17 protein-coding genes are annotated in these 17,430 nt (G+C 63.3%); 8 read left to right on the top strand and 9 right to left on the bottom strand.

Translation table 11 applies throughout. The annotated features are described in order from the left end of the window. The first annotated feature begins 49 nt into the window (after positions 1–49). Complete coding sequence (locus AABA84_RS05765) at positions 50–805, top strand: alpha/beta fold hydrolase (RefSeq protein WP_338306407.1); 756 nt, start codon at positions 50–52, stop codon at positions 803–805. Positions 806–1,812: 1,007 nt separating this feature from the next. Here the strand turns inward: AABA84_RS05765 and AABA84_RS05760 are convergent. The 3 genes from AABA84_RS05760 to AABA84_RS05750 form a co-directional block, all read right to left on the bottom strand. After that, a complete protein-coding gene (locus AABA84_RS05760) occupies positions 1,813–2,043 on the bottom strand; it encodes a hypothetical protein (RefSeq protein ID WP_338311590.1) in 231 nt (76 codons plus the stop codon). A gap of 215 nt (positions 2,044–2,258) precedes the next feature. Then, positions 2,259–5,606, bottom strand: a complete 3,348-nt coding sequence (locus AABA84_RS05755) for an adenylate/guanylate cyclase domain-containing protein (protein WP_338311589.1) — start codon at positions 5,604–5,606, stop codon at positions 2,259–2,261. Positions 5,607–5,790: 184 nt separating this feature from the next. After that, positions 5,791–7,227: a hypothetical protein gene (locus AABA84_RS05750; RefSeq protein ID WP_338311588.1), complete on the bottom strand. Its 1,437-nt coding sequence runs from the start codon at positions 7,225–7,227 to the stop codon at positions 5,791–5,793. A gap of 291 nt (positions 7,228–7,518) precedes the next feature. Between AABA84_RS05750 and cysE the strand changes: the two genes are divergently transcribed. Beyond that, entirely contained in the window at positions 7,519–8,343 is an 825-nt protein-coding gene (cysE, locus tag AABA84_RS05745; RefSeq protein WP_038949923.1) for a serine O-acetyltransferase, read from the top strand. Positions 8,344–8,487: 144 nt separating this feature from the next. Beyond that, positions 8,488–8,706, top strand: a complete 219-nt coding sequence (locus AABA84_RS05740) for a DUF3126 family protein (RefSeq protein ID WP_007602550.1) — start codon at positions 8,488–8,490, stop codon at positions 8,704–8,706. Between the two features lie 361 nt (positions 8,707–9,067). Here the strand turns inward: AABA84_RS05740 and AABA84_RS05735 are convergent, their stop codons facing one another. Beyond that, positions 9,068–9,775: a hypothetical protein gene (locus AABA84_RS05735; protein WP_212251812.1), complete on the bottom strand. Its 708-nt coding sequence runs from the start codon at positions 9,773–9,775 to the stop codon at positions 9,068–9,070. A gap of 222 nt (positions 9,776–9,997) precedes the next feature. Here AABA84_RS05735 and AABA84_RS05730 point away from each other — a divergent pair, with 222 nt between their 5' ends. The 3 genes from AABA84_RS05730 (at position 9,998) to AABA84_RS05720 (ending at position 12,771) form a co-directional block, all read left to right on the top strand. Continuing rightward, positions 9,998–10,327 carry a DUF6949 family protein gene (locus AABA84_RS05730; RefSeq protein ID WP_028141155.1) on the top strand — a complete coding sequence of 110 codons (330 nt, stop codon included), beginning with the start codon at positions 9,998–10,000 and terminating at the stop codon, positions 10,325–10,327. 89 nt (positions 10,328–10,416) lie between these two features. Next, positions 10,417–10,947, top strand: coding sequence for a gamma carbonic anhydrase family protein (locus AABA84_RS05725; protein WP_212251545.1), 531 nt, complete (start codon positions 10,417–10,419; stop codon positions 10,945–10,947). Between the two features lie 129 nt (positions 10,948–11,076). Further along, positions 11,077–12,771, top strand: a complete 1,695-nt coding sequence (locus tag AABA84_RS05720; RefSeq protein ID WP_338306402.1) for a PAS-domain containing protein — start codon at positions 11,077–11,079, stop codon at positions 12,769–12,771. Between the two features lie 28 nt (positions 12,772–12,799). Here the strand turns inward: AABA84_RS05720 and AABA84_RS05715 are convergent, their stop codons facing one another. Then, the gene (locus AABA84_RS05715; protein ID WP_162832279.1) at positions 12,800–12,964 is read right to left on the bottom strand and encodes a hypothetical protein; all 165 of its coding nucleotides are present in this window, start codon (positions 12,962–12,964) and stop codon (positions 12,800–12,802) included. A 94-nt stretch (positions 12,965–13,058) separates the two neighbouring features. Between AABA84_RS05715 and AABA84_RS05710 the strand changes: the two genes are divergently transcribed. Together AABA84_RS05710 and AABA84_RS05705 are read left to right on the top strand one after the other, a co-directional pair. Further along, positions 13,059–13,394 (top strand): hypothetical protein, encoded by a 336-nt coding sequence (locus tag AABA84_RS05710; protein WP_338311587.1) that lies wholly within the window; start codon positions 13,059–13,061, stop codon positions 13,392–13,394. 206 nt (positions 13,395–13,600) lie between these two features. Beyond that, the gene (locus AABA84_RS05705) at positions 13,601–13,975 is read left to right on the top strand and encodes a hypothetical protein (protein ID WP_212251539.1); all 375 of its coding nucleotides are present in this window, start codon (positions 13,601–13,603) and stop codon (positions 13,973–13,975) included. Between the two features lie 174 nt (positions 13,976–14,149). Here AABA84_RS05705 and AABA84_RS05700 read toward each other — a convergent pair whose 3' ends face one another. The 4 genes from AABA84_RS05700 to AABA84_RS05685 form a co-directional block, all read right to left on the bottom strand. After that, positions 14,150–14,644, bottom strand: coding sequence for a hypothetical protein (locus AABA84_RS05700; RefSeq protein ID WP_028141150.1), 495 nt, complete (start codon positions 14,642–14,644; stop codon positions 14,150–14,152). Positions 14,645–14,821: 177 nt separating this feature from the next. Further along, entirely contained in the window at positions 14,822–15,553 is a 732-nt protein-coding gene (locus tag AABA84_RS05695; protein WP_338311586.1) for an aspartate/glutamate racemase family protein, read from the bottom strand. Between the two features lie 34 nt (positions 15,554–15,587). After that, positions 15,588–16,466, bottom strand: a complete 879-nt coding sequence (locus AABA84_RS05690; protein ID WP_212252104.1) for an ABC transporter permease — start codon at positions 16,464–16,466, stop codon at positions 15,588–15,590. A 3-nt stretch (positions 16,467–16,469) separates the two neighbouring features. Further along, positions 16,470–17,429 carry an ABC transporter permease gene (locus AABA84_RS05685; protein WP_212252102.1) on the bottom strand — a complete coding sequence of 320 codons (960 nt, stop codon included), beginning with the start codon at positions 17,427–17,429 and terminating at the stop codon, positions 16,470–16,472. Position 17,430 lies beyond the last annotated feature (1 nt).

The raw sequence follows: 17,430 nt of genomic DNA, 5'->3' as shown, positions 1-17,430 counted from the left end.
GGATCGTGCTCTAAGATCAATCACTCCCCACAACACCACGGAACTGCTGATGCCGAGCTTTCACAACGGCGCCGTTGAAATTGCCTATCTCGATGAAGGCGAGGGCGATCCGATCATCCTGGTGCACGGCTTTGCCTCGAGCAAGAACGTGAACTGGGTCTATCCGACCTGGGTCTCGGAGCTGCGCAAGAACGGCCGCCGCGTCATCGCGCTCGACAATCGCGGCCATGGCGAAAGTGCAAAGCTGTACGAGCCCGCGCAATACTCGATCCCGACCATGGCCGGCGACGTGCTTGCGCTGATGGACCATCTCGCGATCCCGCAGGCCGACATCATGGGCTATTCGATGGGCGGGCGCATGACGGCCTGGCTGTCCCTCAACGAGCCGCAACGCCTGCGCTCGGCGATCCTCGGCGGCATCGGCATCGGTGGCCTGATCGAGGGCACCGGCCCCGGCGAGAACGTCGCGAAGGCGCTGGAGGCGCCTGGGCTCGACGACGTCACCGATCCCGTCGGCCGCACGTTTCGTGCGTTTGCGGACCAAACCCGCTCCGACCGCCGTGCGCTCGCCGCCTGCCTGCGCGGCACGCGCGATCTCATGACCAGGAACGAGGCTGCGCGGATCGGCGTACCCGTGCTGATCGCGGTCGGCTCGACCGACGATGTCGCGGGCTCCGCCAGCGCGCTCGGCGCGATCATCCCCGGCTCGGAAGTGCTCGACATTCCGAACCGCGACCACATGCGCGCGGTCGGCGACAAGGTCTACAAGAACGGCGTGCTCGATTTCCTGTCACGCCGCGGCTGAGGCGATGTCTGAGGCGATGCGGTTGTTGCCCAGCTATCCTGAAATGTCCCGTCCCAAGGGGCTGTGCGCTCCCTTCAGGTCGGCGCGAACCAGGGACACCTGCACGTAAGATTGCCCCGCGGTTAAGTCTTGGGAGGCGACTGTAATCTATGCACAGCCTGAGCGCGTCGCTCCGCCTCTTCGACTCGAAGGCGGAGATCTTCCAGTTCTGACAGTCGGGAAGAGAGGTCGTTCAGCCGTTGGGCCAAAAGGATCGCGCGAGACTCCTTCATTAACGCCTTCCGCTCCAAATGCCGCTCTTGAGGGCCCACGGGAGGCGCCGGCTTCGGGCATTGGGGCGTGATGAAGCTAGGGCCGAGTGCGTTGCCCTAGGGGACGGGCGCCGGGAAAACAGGATACCCGTTCAACCGTTCCACTTGCCGTTGGGGGCTATGACTCTCGGCATAGGGTCCTAACCTGGCGAGAACACCAGTCATCGTCTGCGGCTGCGGCTGCGGTTGCACGAACCATGACAGGGCCCGAAGGTCGTCGCGCGTATTGGGTCGATCGGATGATCCAATATCCCGCGTCGAGGCTCGACAACTTACAGCAGGCCGGAGAGGGAGCGCTGATCTCTTACATCGTGCGCGAAGGTCTGGTCGGCGCGGTCTTGAAGTTCAACGCCGCTGGCCAGGTAGCGGTGCGTACCTGCGGACCCTCAAACTGATGTGCGATGGGACAGGCACCAGTTCGCGGGCAATGGGATGCGAGTTGATGCCTCTCCCAGGCTCACGGTCCCTCCGTGCGATCGGGAAAATAATCCATTTATGGTTCCGGCACCCGCGATCCTCGCTCTCGCGAGGCCCTTCGGCCTGTGGCGTTCAGGATTGCACTCGGAGGAGCACCGCTACAAGCGCGGCAGCCAGGATCGCCAGCCATATCAGCGAGACGATGATGGAGGCGAAGTGCCAATCTACGTCGCGGCGCCTGGGCTGCATTGTGTCTCCTTCCGGAGGTCGCGCGTCGGCTCAGCGGCCTCTATCGCTCTTCCCGTTGGGGCTGCCATCGCCGCCGCCGTTGCCCCAGCCATTGTTGCCATGGTGATGATGGTCGTGGTGGACCGCCCTGGTGCCGGACTGTGCAATCGCGTTGGACGTGAGGGACGTTGATAGCAAAAGGGTGATGGTCGGCGGCGTCACGGCGGCGAACTTTCCGCAGGTCTTCAAGAACTCACGCCGGTCGTCGTCCTGGTCTGGCATTGCAGGTCCTCCGGAGGGGTAAAGGAAATTAAATCCTATTAAATAAATTAAATCAATTAAAGTTTGTTCCTGGGAGCAGGCCGAATTCCGGCGCCAGCCGCTTGACGGCCTTTCGGCATCCTGGAGCCCGCCAAGGGCGGTTATCGGACCTCAGCTCGAAGCGGGTTGGAACGTCGGCAAAGGGGCCATCACCGGAAGTCGCAGGTCTTCGCCTTTCACGTGAGTTCCTCGAGCAGGGCCTTCGCTTCCTTCAAATCGCGGGTATCGAAGCCTTCGGTGAACCAGTCGTAGATCGGCGCGAGCAGCTCGCGAGCCTCGTTTCGCTTGCCTCGATCGCGCCAGAGCCGCGCCATGCTCATAGCGACGCGCAGCTCGAACGATCTTCCCCGCTGCTTGCGGGCGAGTTCGAGAGCTTGAACAAGGCTTGCTTCCGCTTCCATGGATGCTCCGAAAAGCAATCGGAGTTCGCCTTCAATTCTGAGCACGTCGGCCTGCCAGAGATATTCGCCTGTGTCGGCTATCAGCTCGGTGGCTTTTCTGATCGCGCTCAGGCTACCCTGCATATCTCCTGCGCGTGCTTGCAGGACCGCAAGGAGTGAGTAGTAGTGCGGAGAATGAAACCGAACCTGTTGTTCGGCGGCATGTATTCCGTGTTTCATGAGAGCAATGCCGTCTTCCAGCCGCTCTGCACACCCGATTGCCCAACCGCTCAGTATTTGACCGCAACTAATGGCCCAGAGCGGCACGCGCGATCCAAGTTGTGCGTTCAGGTTTTCAACGTAGTTCTTGACGTCGGCCATCTTGCCGAGCAACACCGACAACTGTGCGCCAGCATAGATGCCAACGATGCCGCTCGTATTCGCGTGGTTTGCGTCAAGGGCATGTTTAATTGCCTTCTGGCGTGCTGCGACTGCCTGGTCGGGGTATCCCAAGGCCCATAGGCTCAGTGCCAGATAGGCAAGACCTGACGAGTGCGGATCCGCGAGGTAAAGCACCGAAAGAGCTTGGTCCATTTCGACCCTGTCGATTGCAAGGATCTGTTCCAGCTGTGCTTTCGCGGCCTCGAACTCGCCCATTTCAAGCAGCGACGCGCCCATGGCGCGGTGCGCGATCAGTCGCGCCGCGCGGTCACCGGTGTGCGCGGCCAGCGATTGGCAGCGCTGCGAATACTCAAGTGCCTTCGGGATCCTGCCGCTCGCTATGCAATAGGCATACTGCCCGTAGAGGCTCGGCAACAGGTGCTCCGTGTCGCCTAACTTTTCACACAAGGCGATCGCGCGATCGCGTGCAGCCCCCACGAGTGGGTTGCCATAGCCATGCTGAGCCGCCAAGGGCGTGCCCAAGGCGAGCTGGAATTCGAGTTCCTGCTGATCCTTCTCTGTCGAATGCGGCAGCATCATTAACATCTCCAGGCCCCGTCTGAGATGACGCACGGCCTCCTCGTCGGCGGAGCGCCCCGCCGCACGCCGCCCGGCCTTCAACCAATATGAAATCGCGATCTCTGCCTCTCCGGCCTCCGTGAAATGGTGCGCCAACAGCTCGGGTTCGATGCTGCCAAGCTCAGGAAAGAGCTGTTCGAGCGCTTTGCCAATCCGTGCATGCAGCTTGTGACGGGCTCCGCGCAGCAACGTGCTATAGGCCGCATCCTGCACTAAGGCGTGCTTAAAGCTGTATTCCGCGTCTGGTGGCATTCCGCGCCGGAAAATCAATTCGGCAGATACCAGCTGATGGAGCGCTTTATCCAGTTCAGCTGAGTTCCGCTGCGCTACGGCCTGTAATAGTTCGTAGGAGAACTCTCGACCGATGGCAGCACTCACCTGCGCCACCTCTTTCACGGGTGATCCGAGCCGATCAAGGCGCGCCATCAGCGAGGCGTGCAGAGTGGCCGGAATTGCAAGCGCCGTCGCTGAAACACGCGAGAGTGCGGTTTTGGCGCCGCGGTCATCTGCCTCCAGCACCGCCTTCGTCAGCTCCTCGAGAAATAGCGGCACCCCATCCGTGCGCGCGACAATCTCTGAAACGACATCACTCGTTAGCGTCCCTTCGCCGATGAGCTGCTGAACCAACGCAGCGCCCTCGCGCCGGTCGAGCCGGCTGAGGGACAGCATTGTGACGTGCGCCTGCCCGGCCCAGATGCGCTCGAACTCGGGACGGAATGTAATAACCAGCAACACCGGTAGATGCTGGACCCGCTCGACTACAAGGTCGAGCAGTTCGCGCGAGCTGGGATCGATCCAGTGCACGTCCTCAAAGAGCATCAACACCGGTCGTTGCTGCGCTAGACCATGGAGCTGCCGAAGCAGCGCCTCGAAAGTTTTTTCCTTTCTGCCCCTAGGCGTTAACTGGAAAGGCAGAAAACGGCCTTTGAACGGGATCGATAGCAGCTCGGCCAGCAAGGCCTGATCCTCTTGCGGAGGTGAGGCCGGCGCTAACAGCGCCGCCAATTTGTCAAGCTGCGCCTCCGGCGTATGTTCGCGCAAAAATCCGGCGGCGCGCTCCAGCTGTGTAACGATCGGATAGAACGCACTGTCGACGCGCTGCGGTGAGCAAAAGTACCTAAGGCTGGTGTGCAGCTCGATTTGAAGTCGCTCCTGAAGCGCCGCTATCAATCGCGACTTGCCGATACCTGGCTCGCCAGCAAGCAGTACGACCTGACCTTCACCGCTCGCCGCCCGCCGCCATCGCCGTAGCAGCAAATCGAGTTCTTCTTGCCGTCCGACTAGCTCGGTCAGCCCACTTCCGTGGAACGCCTCGAAACGGCTTTCCACCGAACTCACTTGTAGCACTGCCCAGGCTCGCGCCGGCGCATCGATGCCCTTGAGGTCCTGCAATCCGAGGTCCGCCAAATCGAACAGGTTCCCGAGCAGTCTCCGCGTGCTCTCAGCTATGACCACCGCGTTCGCTTTGGCGACGCTCTGAAGCCGTGCAGCAAGATTTGGGGTCTCGCCGACGATCGCCTGCTCCTGTGCCGATCCCGTGCCGATCAAGTCGCCGACGACGACCAGGCCCGTCGCGATACCGATGCGGGTTTGCAGCGAAACTGAAAACTCGAGCGCACCAACCGCGCCAATCGCTTCCAATCCTGCGCGAACGGCTCGCTCAGCGTCGTCCTCGTGAGCCTGCGGGTAGCCGAAATAGATCAGCACGCCGTCGCCCATATACTTCGCAACGAAGCCCCCGAAGCGGCGTACCGTATCGGCGATGCACGTTTGATACGCCGAAATGATCTCGCGCAGGTCCTCTGGGTCCATACGTGCGGAGAGCGACGTCGAACCGACTAGGTCCGAGAACATCACGGTGACTTGGCGGCGCTCGGCGGTGTCCTTGGCGATTTTGCAGGTTGCCGAAGAAGCGTCGGATAGGGGCGCCCGTGCGCCCGCTTCAGCACGCAAGGCGGCGATGGCGTCGAGCAGCTTGCGGCGATGCCCGACAATTCCGACACCAAGGTCCTTCAAGTCCTCCGCCGTCAGGTTCGGCAGGACCGTATCGTCGATCTCATTCTCGCGGAATGCCGCCTCATATTGTTCGAGGCCAAGCCTCCGTAGCCAACCTCCCAGGTCCATGACGGCGGCCCCAGTTCGCCTAGAGCTCCATCATTCCCCCAGCGAGGCAGCCTGTCTAGGGAAATGACAGGTTTGGCTCACAAGCGGACGTGCAAGCGGGTCGTTCGAGAGCGACTGGAGTCCGCCAAGGGCTGCTATCGGACTCTGGTTCTTTGCCGACGCGGATAGGCTGTTGAACGCCAAGTCAGTTCCGGGTGTTGCTTTTCGATGAAAGCGTTCTCTGCTCGGACGAAACCAAGCGCGATGACTCTTCATTCCAACCACATCGCGCTTTGACGTCGTCGCCAAAACGGCGCGCCAGCGCGATCAGGACCACGAAGGTCGCGACCCATACCATCCGCGCGCCGTAGCGGTCGTGCGGGCCCGAGATGACGGCGCAGATGAAGGCGTTGCCGAGCAGGGCCAGCGTCACGGTCGCCGCCAGCAGCGTTAAATCGTCGAGCCGGCGGCTTGCGAGCGCGTTGCCGAGCAGTGCGAGCAGCGCCAGCATTGAGGCCAGCGCCACCGGCACGTGCAGCCAGTTGATCGCGGTGAAGTCGAGCTCCCAATTCTGCTGCCGCGCCGCGCGCATCGGCGCGGCCTGTCCGGGGATATAGCGCTCGATGATGCCGCGGGTGTGCGGGATCCAGCCATTGGTGCCTTCGCCGGTCGCGACATGCAGCAATTGCTGGCCCATCGCCCGGAGCGCCGCGCCGGCTTGCCAGGCCGGATAATCCTTGAGCGACTGCACGACGATGTAACCCATCTCCTCGTTCATGCCTTCGAAGCGGCCGAGCGTGTTGAACATGCTCTTGCCCCACAGGAACTCGTCGGCGCTCGCCGGCAGCTCATTGCGATATGGACAGAGCTTGTAGCGCTCGCGCGGGCAATGGTCGTTGAGGTAACGCGCGACGATGCCGTCCTGCATCATGCGGCCGAAGGCGACGCCGTAACCGCCGGGCGTCCAGGCCAGCTTGCCGGACAGCGCATAATTCGCCGAGACCAGCATCAGGCCGCCTGCAACGATGGTGAGGCTGGCCTGCGTCAATCCCGCCAGCGGAAGGCGCTCCTTCAGAAACGGCCGGGCGATCCAGCCCGCGACGCAAAGGCCGAGCAGCACGCCGAGCGTGGCGCTGTGGGTCGCGGCGGCAAAGGCGGTGAAGACGAACAGCGAGGTCTTTTCGAGCGCCGAGGTGCGGCTTGCGCCGACGGCCAGGAGGAACAGCGACAGCACCGAGAGCCCTGCGAAGATGTCGGTGAGCAGCATGCTCGCAAGCCAGGGCAGTGCGGTCGACAGGATCAGGCCAAGGCTGATCGCGACGAAGCGGAAAGTCTGCATCATCGAGAGCACGCGAAGGGTGAGCTGCAACAGCCACAGCGCCGCCAGCGACTGGACCGCGAGGTTGATCCAGAAACCAAAACTTTCGCCATAGTGCAAATAGAGGCCGAACACCGTGGAGCGGCTGGGGACGAGATAGCCCTCGTACCAGCGCGCCAGATAGCCGCCGGTATCCCATTGCAACAGCGGGTAGCCGTTCCAGAACGCCGGCGCGATCATCAGGAGGGGCAGGGCCACCGCCGCCAGACGCAGCCAAAGCGTATCAGCGGCGCGCGCGCGCAATTGATCGGTGGTGATGCTCAAATCTGCTCCCCGTCCTCGCCCCGAACCATGCTCGCAATAACGGTCGGGAGAGAATTCACCAATAGTTTGACGCCGCCCGACTTGAATTTGGCAAAACTCTGACCACTTTGAGCCAACCTTGCCGCTTGGGGGCTTCGGAAAAAATCTTTTGTTTCAACGTCTTGGCATGCTTTCGCGGGGCAAGGCGCTGTTCACTCTCAGGCAAGCCGGTCAGGACTTCGTCGCCTAAACTATGCTATAGAGCGGGCAAAACGAGCCCACTCGAAAGAGCAAATCCCAAAGAGCAAATCCATGGCAGTGCATCAGGTCAATCCGGGAGGAAAGCTCGCATCGCTCGATCCGATCTGGGATCGGATCCGGGGCGAAGCGGAGGACATCGTCCGTCGCGAGCCGGAGCTTGCGACCTTCATCTATTCGTCCGTGCTGCATCACAGCCGCCTTGAGGATTCGGTGGTCCACCGCGTCGCCGAGCGGCTCGATCACTCCGCATTGTCGGGCGACTTGGTGCGCCAGGCCTATATGGACGCGCTGCGCGACGATCCCGATCTTGGCAACGCCTTCCGCGCCGATCTCGTGGCCGTCTACGACCGCGATCCCGCGACCTCGCGCTTCATCGATCCCTTGCTCTACTTCAAGGGCTTTCACGCGATCCAGACCCATCGCCTCGCGCACTGGCTCTATCTGAGAGGCCGCAAGGATTTCTCGTATTATCTCCAGAGCCGCGCCTCCGCGGTGTTTCAGACCGACATCAATCCTGCCGCGCGCATCGGCCGCGGCATCTTCCTCGACCATGCCACGGGCTTCGTCTGCGGCGAGACGGCGGTGATCGAGGACGACGTCTCGATCCTGCACGGCGTCACGCTCGGCGGCACCGGCAAGGAGAATGAGGATCGTCATCCGAAGATCCGGCACGGCGTCCTGATCGGCGCGGGCGCAAAGATTCTCGGCAACATCGAGATCGGCCATTGCGCGCGCATCGCGGCCGGCTCGGTCGTGGTCAAGCCCGTGCCGCACAACGTCACCGTCGCGGGCGTGCCTGCCAAGGTCGTCGGCGAGGCCGGCTGCGCCGAACCGTCGCGGACCATGGATCAGATGATCAACGCCATGGGACTCTGAGACGGGACTCTGAGATGGGGCTTTGAAGGCGAAAAGGGCCGGATTTCCTGCCCTTTCGGTCCCCGAATTCTTTGACAATTCATGCTGGCGGTTCGTCGCGTCTCGTCCTAAAACCCGCCGACCATTTTCGATCGGAGACTTGCCGTGGACGTCAAAGAAGTCAGAAAGTTAGATGCGTATCTGAAGCGCGTATTCGGCAATCCCAAGATCCGCGTCGTGCCGCGGCCGAAGAAGGACGATTCCGCCGAAGTCTATATCGGCGAGGAATTCATCGGCGTGCTCTTCGTCGACGACGAGGACGACGATCGCTCGTTCCAGTTCCAGATGGCGATCCTGGAAGACGATCTGGTCGATCAGGAATAAAAGTTACACAGGCCGTTCGGCTTCGTGCCCCGGACGCAGCGCAGCGCCTCCCCGGCGATGCGAAGCATCGTCCGGTTCGGCGGTGCGTTGCAGAGCCGGGGCCCATGCAGCGGCGGAGCGCGGGGCCTTCTGGATCCCGGCTCTGCGCAGCAGCGTAAGAACGCTGCAGCGCGTCCGGGACACGCACCGAAGATCAGGCGCGCTCTTCTCATGACGAACAGCAGCTTCACGACTGCCTCATGACGACGTCATAGCGCTAAAATTTGACTTCGAAAAATACGAACAATCACAGGCGCTTGGCTACTGTGCATGGGGTTGTTTTTGCAATTTTTACTTCGGACCTGGCCCGAACAGGCCCCGCTTACCCTTTCGGCCCGCGCAGCTGCGCCGTCAGCCTGTCCATCGCCTCCGCCGCATCGCGCCATTGCGACAGCCAGCTGCGCGGAAAGCGGAAGGTGAGGTCGGCGCCGCCGACGCGGCGCTCGGACAGGCACATGCCCGGGGTGGCCGCATCGCGGGTGCAGCGCGCGGCCAGCGCGGGGCTTGCAGCGGAATAGAAGTCTTCGCTGCCGTAAGGGGTCTCAGTGCGGAACATCCGCATCGTCAGGCCGTCCACGGGCGTCGCTGCGGCCTGGTCGAGATAGCGCGGATAGATCGTGGCTGTGCGCTGCTCGGGCGAGAGCGCATCGTGATGGGCTGCGATCGACAGGAAGATGCGGTCGATCGATTGCACCGCCGCTTCCACCGTGTCGGCGGTGACGTGCTTCGGCGCGCCGGGCGGCTCGAGAGACGGATAGAGGAAGTCGAGATCGATGCGCTCCTGCGGTCCGGAGTGCCGCTGGATCTTCATGCGGATCGCAGTCACCGGCAGGTTGAACAGCGTGCCGCCCACGCTCACCGGCAGCTTGTCCGGGGCGTTCGCACCGCGGGTGCCCCAGGTCGGCCACAACAGATAGGCGACGAGCGCGACCGCGCAGACCGCAGCAATGCCGCCGAGCACGATCGGGACGGCATGCGTCCAGCTGCGCGTGCGGGGGGATCTGTGGGGAGCTGCCGAAAACACCGTCATGAGCTTGCGCAAGGAGAGCCGGAAGTCGGCCGGTGGCCGACGAATCAGCGGCGAATATGCCATGGGGCGGCGATTTCGCGCAGCGTTCCCGGCCGCGGGGGGCGAGGGTGGCCCTGCGTGGATGGGACGGCGGCGTTAACCTTCCCTTAAGGATAATGTAGCGTTAACCGGCACCATTTGTCACAGGAATGCTCCGGCGTTGCGTAAGGGCGGACCGTTCCGATGACACCTGAAGCTTTCAACACCTTCTTCTCGATCTGCATTGGTTTCGCGCTCGCTGGCGCGCTCGTGAACGGATACCAGGCGCTGGCGCGGCGGCCCGCCGGCTTCGGCCTGTTGCAGGACGGCGTGGCGCCGAAGACCTTCGCGGCGGTGCCGTTCCTGGTGTTCGCCGCGCCCTTCATCATCATGCGCAACACGCTGCGCGGCATGCGCGTGGAAAGCCGCCGTGCCGAGTTCGTGATGATGGCGACCCTCATCGCCGGGTTCTGGAGCATGATGAGCGGCACCTTCTTCCTGATGACGCTGCGCGCGGCTGGCGTTCTGGGCTGACGTCCGCGCATCGAGCGCTGCCGGCGCGGGGCCTTTGCGTCGCGGCTGCCGTTTGGCTATGCCAGTGGTCAACGCGACAGGAGACCTCCATGGCGATCTACGAGCTCGACGGGCAGGCGCCCGACCTTCCCGCCGACGGCAATTATTTCATCGCCGAGACCGCCACCGTGATCGGCCGCGTGCGCCTGCAGCCGGGAGCGAGCGTCTGGTTCGGCGCGGTGCTGCGCGGCGACAATGAATGGATCGAGATCGGCGAGGACGCCAATGTGCAGGACGGCTCGACCTGCCACACCGATCTCGGCTTTCCGCTTCACATCGGCCGGAACTGCACGGTCGGCCACAATGTCATCCTGCATGGCTGCACCATCGAGGAGGGCGCGCTGATCGGCATGGGCTCGATCGTGATGAACGGGGCGAAGATCGGCCGCAACAGTATCGTCGGAGCCGGTTCCGTCATCACCGAGGGCAAGGAATTTCCCGAACGCTCCCTGGTCATCGGCTCGCCGGCGCGTGTGATCCGCACGCTCGACGACGCGCAGGTGCAGCGAATGGGGAGCGCGGCCAGGTTCTATGTCGCCAACGGTCCGCGCTTCAAGAAGGGCCTGAAGCGGATCGGTTGACGCACCTGCGGTGTGCGGCACGCTCCCGCTCTTTCGGTTCCATGCCGTAAGAATACCGGTTGAAACTTTAAGCCTCCGCTAGCGCCGTGCCGGTATCGTGGGGTGTTTTCAACCAGGGAGAGCTGCGCCATGGGCGCTGCGGCACCGGCATCCGGCCTCGCCGCCGGAACCAATTTTTTGAGGAAGCTCGTTCGCTTCGCGCGCGGCGCCGACACATTGACGGTCGCGGAGAAGGTCTACAGCATTGCCGCCTTCCTCGCGATCGTCACCACCTTCCTCATGGTGATGTCGGTCCAGTCGGTGCGGCTGCAGACGACCTATCGGCACATGCACGCCTCTTCCGCCGAGGCCGCAATCAATGTCGGACGCATCAACGCGCTGATCTACGCCATCGTCATGGAGTCGCGCGGCATCTATATGTCCGCCGATCGCGGCGCGATGAAGCAGTTCGCCGATGGGCTGGTGCGCCGGAACGGCGAGCTCGCGGTGGCGGTGAAGAGCCTGGAGCGGACCGTCGGCGACGACGATGCCGAACAACTCGCCACGTTCCGCCAGCGCATCGTGCAGTTCATCGATTTCCGCCGGGAGCTGGTGCGGCGTGGTCTGGAGATCAGTCCGGCCGCGGCGCGCGAATGGGGCGACAACGACGCCAACCGGACAGTGCGCAACAAGCTCAACAGCGATATCGAGGTGCTCGAGCGCATCTACCAGCAGCGTGCCCGCGAGGCGGATGCGCTCGCCAATGAGAACCGCTACGCGGCGGCCTATCTGTTCGCACTCGGGCTCGCGGCACTGATTCTCGCAGGACTGAACGTCGTCGTCATGCGAGGTTCGGTGGTCGGCGCGCTGGCCGATATCACGCAGGCGACCGACCGCATCGCGCAAGGCGACGTCAAGAGCGAGGTGCCGCATCTCGGCCGTCACGACGAGATCGGGCATCTTGCGCGCGCCGTGCAGAATTTCCGCGACGCCGTGGCGCGTATCTTCGAGCTCCAGGAACTCGAACTCGGCACCGCGCAAGCGCGTGACGCGGCGATGACCGAGCGCGACAAGTTCAACGACAAGTACCAGGCCAAGAAGTGGCAGCTCTCGGCCGCCATCAACAGCATGCCGCAGGGCCTGATCATGCTCGACGGCAAGGCCCACGTGGTGGCGATGAACGCCAACTACCGGCAGATCTACAATCTGCCCGAGACGATCCAGGCCGGATCGAGCCTCGAGGAGATCCTCCAGCACCGGGTCGGAAGCGGGCTGTTCAGCGGCGACGTCGCGAAATATGTCGCGGCCGTTCTCGGCCGGATCGCGAGGCGCGAGCCGGCGGCCTACGAGATCGCCTTGAACGACGGCCGCACCATCAAGATCTACGAGCGTCCGATGGACGGCGGCGGCTGGGTTTCGGTGCAGGAGGACGTCACAGAGCAGCGTCAGCGCGAGCGGATTCTCGAGCGGATGGAACGTTTCCTCGCCACCATCATCGAGAACGTGGCCGAGGGCATCATCGCCAAGGATGCGCGCAATCTGCGCTATGTCTTCGTCAACAAGGCCGCCGAGAAGATGATCGGCATGTCGCGCGGCGAGATCATCGGCAAGACGGCGCGGGAGTTGTTCTCCGCGGAGGCGGCCGAACTGATCGAGCGGCGCGATAAGCAGCTCCTCGGGCAGAAGCAGCAGCTCGAGCCGATCATCGACACCATCGACAATCCCGCGCGCGGGCGTCGCGTGATCTCCGCACGGCGGGTTCAGATCGGCGGCGCCAGCGAAGAGTCCCACATGTTCGTGACCATGGTCGAGGACCGGACCGAGAATATGGTGGCGGCCGCATAGCGATCGGCGCGCGATCCGGAGCGGGACGTCAGCTTCCCTCGGATTCGCGCGCTTCGGTCGCGCCTGCGACCTTCTCGTGGCCGGCGGCCCACAGCGCATGCTCGTCGCTGCCGCCGAGGTAAGGATTGGCCTCGGCCGGAATGTTGTCGCGCGCGGCGCGTTCGCCTTCTGCAAAAGGATCGCGATCGGTCATCGTGGTTGAGCCTCCTCGCTTTCAAGCTGATGTGACGGTATTTGTTCCGGAACCTGCCTTCGCCGCAGCGGTTGACCGGCAAAGGAGAATTCTCATGGCTGCATCGCCCGCAACCGTCTCGATCAAGACCATGATGGTGATCTTCGCCCTCGCAGCGATGCCGGCCGTCGCGTTCGCGCAGGCGAGCGGCGGTTCTGCCGGATCGACCGGAGGCGCTGCGGGATCGACTGGAGGCTCCGTCGGATCGAGCGGTGGCGTCGCCAACTCGCCGGCTCCACCGCCCGGCACCAACAGCCTGGGTACGGCTCAGTCATCCGGCCCGGGCTCCGGTACGACTGGCAGCGGCACAGGCGGCGGCGCCGATGCCACCGTCAATGCCGAGAATCGTATGCTCGACAAGAAGCTCAAGAGCATCTGCCGCGGTTGCTAAAGCATGATCCGGAAAAGTGCGCCGCGGTTTTCCGAAAAGATCATGCTTGAAACAATACCCTGAAGCGCGATGGACGATTCATCCTGATCGCATCGCGCTTTAGCGCTCGCGCGGAAGTGAGACAGCGTGGCTGTCCCGAATGCCCAAGTGACGTTAGCTTGATCCCGCTTTGAAGCGTGGAGCGTGTCCCCGCGGAGGATCGAGTGATGTTACGCAGGATGATGATGGCGGCGCTGGCCGTCGCGGCGGTCGGACTGTCGGCGCCGCAGGTGGCCCACGCAGGGGGATTCGGGCATGGTGGGGGACATGGCGGCTGGGGTCACGGCGGTGGTGGCTGGGGCCATGGCGGCCATTGGCATGGCGGCGGCTTCTGGCCAGGTGTCGCGATCGGGGCGGGCATCGCCGGTGCCGGCTACTACGGCGGTTATTACGGCTACGGCTACCCCTATTACGGCAATTCGTACTATTATAGTACCGGCTACGGCGACTACAACGATGGCTATGGCGGCTGCTACGTCGCGCGCAAGCGCGTCATGACGCCGGCGGGCTGGCGCATCCGCCGCGTGGACGTCTGCGAATAGCGTCCCACAAAAAAACAAGGCCGTTGACGCAGTATACCGTCAACGACCTTGCCAGCCCCGGACATTGAAATCGGCTCACGCCATCCGGTAAGCGCGACCATCGCGCGGAATCATACGGCCGAATGTGATCCAGTTCACAAGTGGCGAAAATAAAGTTCCACGGCGTGGTGGGAGTTAGCCGCGCGAGCGCTTGCGCGCACTGGCGTGGACACGGTGCCGCGCCGGTTTCCTGCGGGTAACCGAGGGCGCTTCAACCTCGCTCGCCCGTGCGCTGGCGAACGACTGCCGCAAGCCGTCGATGGACTCGTTCAGCGAGGCGACCTGTTCGGACAGGCGCTTGGTGTCGGCCTGCTGCGCCGCCATCAGCCGCTTCATCGTCTGGAGCTGGTCCTGCACGACCTGGAGCTGGTCGATCGATTCCTGCTGGGTCGCCTCCAGTCCCTTGGTCTTCTCGACGAGTTGCTCGGAGGCCTGGGCGGTGCGGGCCTGGAGCTGCCGCGATGCCACCACGCGGTCGGCTTCAGGAGCGGCGCCGGTATAGGCCCGCCAGATCGCGATCGAGGTCACCCCCGCGATCAGAAGCAGGAGCGCTGCGGCGGTCAGCGCGATCGGCTGCGCGCCAAGGCGAAGGAGGGGGTTGGACGGTGTGTCCTGGGCGAGATCGATCATCGCTGACAAAACCCAAATTGAAACTTGGTGAGTGGCGAAGACCGGCAACCAGAGGTCGCCGGGGCGTCCCGAAAGCGTTACGTTTCCGCAAGGAATGGGACCAAAAAGAGGCTAAGGGCAAAAAAACCAGGAATCAGCGTGCCTTGGGGCCTGCGAGGCTCCGCCCCGGCCCAGGAATCAAGGTTGAAACGGCGCAAACGGCCCGGAATAGGTCTTGGATCGCGGTGCCGCGTAGGGCCCGAGCCGGGAGGTCTTCAGGCCCAGCCGCACAAGTGATTCCGCCAGCGTCACCGCCGCAGCGACGCCGTCGATCACGGGCAGGCCATGCGTGGCGGCAAGCTCAGCGGCGAGATCGGCCATGCCGGCGCAGCCGAGCACGATGGCTTCAGCGCGGTCGTCGCGGATCGCGGCGGTGATTTCGGCGGAGATCCTTGCGAGCGCGTCCGTGTTGCGCTCCTCGAGCGCCAGCACCGGCACTTCGGCGGCGCGGACGCGGGCGCAGCGTTCAGCGAGACCGTATTTCCGCAAATTATGTTCGATCGGCACGATGGACACGGCGAGCGTGGTCACCACGGCAAAGCGCGCGGCGATCAGGCTCGCCATGTGGAAGCCGGCCTCGCCGATGCCGATCACCGGCACCTGGGCGACCGCGCGGGCGGCGTCGAGGCCGGTGTCGTCGAAGCAGGCGATGATGTGGGCCTCTGCGCCGTCGCGGTCGGCCTCGCGGATGCAGCCGAGCATGCCGGGCACGGCGAAGGCTTCGTCGTAAAATCCCTCGATCGAGACCGGGCCCATCCTCGGCTGCCGCGCGTCGATCACCGTGCCGGGCAGGGCGACGCTACGCGCTGCAGCGGCGATCTTTGCCGTCATCGACGCCGTGGTGTTGGGATTGACGATGTGCAGTCGCATTTCGATCAGACGAGTCCCTTCTCAGACAAGTCCCTCAGACAAGCCCCTTGCCCGCGTCCGAACCCTTGGCCGCCTGCCGCTTGTTGAGCATGTGGATGGTGCCGAGCGCAAGCGTGATCACCGTGAACGAGACTGCCGAGATCACGGTACCGAGCGCATAGATGTCGGGGTTCGTCACGGTGGTGGTGAGGCCCTGCAGATCGAGCGGCAGCGTATTCACCGCCCCGATCGCCTGGCTGGAGCGGGCGAGCTCGTCCCAGGACAGCGTGAAGCCGAACAAGCCGATGCCGATCACGGAGGGCAGGATGATCGGCAGCACGACATGGCGGAACGTCTGCCACGGCGTTGCGCCGAGATCGCGCGCGGCTTCCTCGAGGCGGGGATCGAAGCGGTTGAAGATCGCGAACATGATGAGCAGGCCGAACGGCAGCGTCCAGGTCAGGTGTGCGCCGAGACCCGATGTGAGCAGGCCCATCGAGGTCTCGAAATTCTCGTTCCAATGCGCCTTGATCAGATCGTCGATGATGCGGAATTCCAGGGAGATACCGAGCGAGGTGATGATCGAGGGCACGATCAGGCTCGCGATCGCCGAATAGAACAGGATGCTTTGCGCCCTGAACCTGCGGCGGAACGCCATGCCGGCGGCGACCGACAGCACGACGGTGACGATCATCACGATCAGGCCGAGCAGCAGCGAGCGGCGGAAGGCCGCGCCGAGATCGACGATGCCGGTGCCCTGGAACAGTTTTGCGATCCAGAAGGTCGACACGCCGTTCATCGGGAAGGTGAGGCCGCCCGACGGCCCCTGGAACGACAGCACGTAGATCGCGATCATCGGGCCGTAGAGGAACAGCACATAGGCCGCGAAGAAGATCGCGAGCACGTAGAACGAGCGCGGCCGTCCTTCCTTCATGCTCTAGAGTTCCTTCTTGATGTCCACGATGCGCGACATCATGGTGATGATCAGGAAGGTGATGGCGAGCAGGATCACGGCGTTGGCCGCGGCGGCCGGGAATTGCAGCGCGTTGACCCGCGTCTCGATGATCTTGCCGGCAGCGGCGATCTGCTGGCCGCCCATCACGCCGATGGTGATGAAGTCGCCCATCACGATGGTGATGACGAAGATCGAGCCGATGACGATGCCCGGCTTTGCCAGCGGGATGATGACGTTGACCAGAGTCTGGAAGCCGGTCGCACCGGCGTCATAGGCGGCCTCGATCAGCGACTTGTCGATGCGGATCATCGAATTGAAGATCGGCACCACCATGAAGAAGGTGAAGAGGTGCACCAGCGCCAGCACCACGGAGAATTCGGAGAACAGCAGCCATTCCAGTGGGTGGTTGATCAGGCCGGTCTTGACCAGGCCGGAATTGACCAGGCCGTTGCGCCCGAGCAGCGGGATCCAGGCGATCATGCGGATCACGTTGGAGGTCCAGAACGGGATCGTGCAGAGCAGCGACAATCCCATCTGCCAGGTCTTGGACTTGACGTGGAAGGCGAGGAAGTAGGCGACCCAGAAGCCGATGAACAGCGTGATCGCCCAGACCAGGAAGCAGAGCTTCAGCGTCATGACATAGGTTCGCCCGATCGTGCAGAGATCGGGCAGCTGCGCGATGCAGCCTTCGAACGTGTCGGTATAGCCGCGGCCCGAGAAGGCCGGCAGCAGCTGGTATTCGTTATAGTCCCAGAACGAGACGATGACCACGAAGACCAGCGGAACGAGAAAGAAGGCGAGAAACACCAGCATCATCGGCCCGGCCTGGAGCCAGGAGATGAAAGACGGCGACAACCGCGCGGCCTTTGCGGCGCGCGCGGTGTCGGATCCTCGGACAAGGTCCGGGGATGCCCGTTGCAGGATGTCCTCTGACGTGTCCATC

This window comes from Bradyrhizobium sp. TM239, from assembly GCF_036247985.1.
Lineage (GTDB): Bacteria > Pseudomonadota > Alphaproteobacteria > Rhizobiales > Xanthobacteraceae > Bradyrhizobium > Bradyrhizobium ottawaense.
Note: the sequence above shows the minus strand (reverse complement) of the source record. Positions and strands in the feature narration are given on the sequence as shown.